The sequence below is a fragment of the Microcoleus sp. B7-D4 genome (genome assembly GCF_036705125.1).
In the GTDB taxonomy this organism is placed as follows: Bacteria; Cyanobacteriota; Cyanobacteriia; order Cyanobacteriales; family Microcoleaceae; genus Microcoleus.
In genome coordinates, this window is record NZ_JAUBTT010000014.1 from 104,173 (window position 1) to 106,501 (window position 2,329).

At 46.8% G+C, this 2,329-nt stretch carries 4 protein-coding genes; 1 reads left to right on the plus strand and 3 read right to left on the minus strand.

Annotated elements, in window-relative coordinates; translation table 11 throughout:
* The coding region (locus tag QUB12_RS08245; protein ID WP_333306325.1) for a Calx-beta domain-containing protein at nt 1–998 on the plus strand (998 nt) is incomplete at its 5' end.
* 459 nt (nt 999–1,457) lie between these two features.
* On the opposite strand, the gene QUB12_RS37520 is transcribed toward QUB12_RS08245, so the two are convergent.
* The 3 genes from QUB12_RS37520 to QUB12_RS08255 form a co-directional block, all read right to left on the minus strand.
* Complete coding sequence (locus tag QUB12_RS37520) at nt 1,458–1,556, minus strand: hypothetical protein (RefSeq protein WP_445252099.1); 99 nt, start codon at nt 1,554–1,556, stop codon at nt 1,458–1,460.
* A 107-nt stretch (nt 1,557–1,663) separates the two neighbouring features.
* Nucleotides 1,664–1,867 carry a hypothetical protein gene (locus QUB12_RS08250; RefSeq protein WP_333103496.1) on the minus strand — a complete coding sequence of 68 codons (204 nt, stop codon included), beginning with the start codon at nt 1,865–1,867 and terminating at the stop codon, nt 1,664–1,666.
* Between the two features lie 104 nt (nt 1,868–1,971).
* Nucleotides 1,972–2,178, minus strand: a complete 207-nt coding sequence (locus tag QUB12_RS08255; RefSeq protein WP_333301257.1) for a hypothetical protein — start codon at nt 2,176–2,178, stop codon at nt 1,972–1,974.
* Nucleotides 2,179–2,329 lie beyond the last annotated feature (151 nt).

The following is a 2,329-nucleotide window of genomic DNA, read 5'->3' on the forward strand; positions in this document are numbered from 1 at the left end:
CTCGCACCGGTGGCACGGCGGCTGCATCGATTAACTACGCTACTCTTGACGGTTCGGCAAGTTCAACAGGCAGTGCCCCGGATTACACTGGAACGGCGGCGGGGGTGTTGAATTTTGATGCGGGGGTAACTACCGCTAGTTTCACTGTGACGGCTTTGACTGATTCGATTTTGGAATCGCCCGAAACGGTGAATTTGGTGCTCTTCGGTGGCAATGTCGCCAGTAGTCCGTCAATTTTGACGATTAATGATGTGCCGCCAACTCCGGGGACAACTCCGACTCCAGCAACATCAACAGCAACCCAGTTTGTTTTTAGTGCGCCTACTTTCAGCACTCAGGAATCATCTGGCTTTGCTACGGTGACAGTCAATCGCATCGGCCCTAATACGGGGACTGCAACGATTAGCTACAGTACTCTTGACGGCACCGCCCTATCAACTGGAACTGCGGTTGATTATTCCTCTCGTGCTGGTGTACTCAACTTTGGCCCTGGGGTAACTTCCACGACGTTCAGCATCTTTGTCAATCCTGATACTGTGCCTGAAATGACTGAGACTGTTAACCTATTTCTCAACAACGGCCCCGTCGGCACTCCGTCAACAGCAAGACTAGACATTCTTGACAGTAGCGGCGGTGCATCTGGCAATGTCTTCCAGTATAGTGCGTCTGATTACGGCACGATCGCCACTCAGGGGGGCGACACAACGGTTACAGTTACCCGCTCAAGCGGCTTAGGTGCAGCATCGATTGATTATATTATTCTGGCGGGTACTCCAGGCGCCGGTCCTGCACCTGTATATGGTTCCGACTACCTGCTTGACCCGGGCGGCCCCACTGGCGGCACGTTGTCCTTCGCCGACGGCCAACTCAGCCAAACCTTTACTCTTCAAGACAACGCATTTAGTACCAATAATGGGACTGTGCGCTTAGGTCTTGCTAACCCCACTGCGGGCTACAGTTTCGGCAGTACAGCGGCAACAAGTATCACTCTCATCTAAGGCTGTTAGTAGGGCGAGGAATCCTTGCTCTACTAATATGTCCCGCAAGTAGTTAAATGCTTTTTATCAGTCTGATTCCTCACTACAGCTTTTTTCAAGAAAGTGAGGTGCGCGGGTAAAATCTTCGCTGTGTGACAGTCGCTGGCACCGACAACTAATGGGATTCACCTACATGGCTGATTGTGGGCTGCCTCGACCAGAATCCCATTGGTGGTGCTAGTTTCCTGGCTTTCAACCCATTTGCTACTTCGGTCTGATAGCACCCTTTCAAGGTCGTACTCTTAGATGCTACGCGCATTATTCGAGTACGACCTTGAACTCTTGTATATTGAAAAAAGTAGATTGCAATTGGCTATTGGGTGGGGGTTTTTGAGATTGTTGGTTTGTGGTAATTATTGTTTGTAAAACCCGACCCTAAAATTATCGATTGGATATTATTGTTTTTTTGCGTTTACTTACTTAATCCTTAATTTGTTGATAAGCTTGCTGACACTGTTCAAAGGTTGAGGCGTCAGCTTCCCTATTCCCAAAATATAGTTGCTCATGTATTCTTAGGATCGCGAATTAAATAATTTACACTCTTGAAAGTGGGATGGGCGTCCCGCCCGCCCTTTCTGGACGGGCGGGACGCCCATCCCACAAGAACCATCAAAATTCTAAGTTATTTAATTCTCATTCCTTATCAAAGTTTCGTAAGACACTGGCTGGGGTAATTGCTGGATTAATTGCAAATATTCGCCATCAGTGCGTCTGGGTTGATAAACTACGGTTCCCGCATCATTTAACCGCTGCAACAGCGCCATGTAAAGACAGCGGCAAGCTTGGCGGTATTTGCCTTGTTGCTGCAATTTTTGCGTCGCAACAACCACTCTGCTACGGACAAATCGTTAATTGTTTTTTTCGCACTTCCATCAGTTATTTGATTCCTCTGTTTCAAATTAGGAATATAAAAACGTAACTGTTGCCAAATCTATCAACTGGCCCCAACTGCGAGCAATGCTAAGATTAACCAAAAGATGGCTTTAGCGATCGCCCCCAAGATGGGAGAATCAAACCAAGATGGCAATTTGACATTCGGTATATTTTGGGAAGTTTTTAGTTCCCACCACTCCTGCAATCGTTGTTGCGACTGTCCTAATTGCCAACCCAAATTAGTTTTATCAAAGGAACTTTCAGACATAGCTTTACTTCACTGAATCGATTTTGCCTTGTGGATTGGGGATTTTTTTATTCGATCGTCTTACTGCACATTTTTTACAGCTTTTAAGTTGGTACTAACTAAGGAATGAGAATTAAATAACTTCCACTCTTGAAAGTGGGATGGGCGTCCC

Coding starts and splice junctions, on each gene's coding strand:
- QUB12_RS08255 (WP_333301257.1), bottom strand. CDS start 2,178: ATGTCTGAAAGTTCCTTTGATAAAACTAATTTGGGTTGGCAATTAGGA.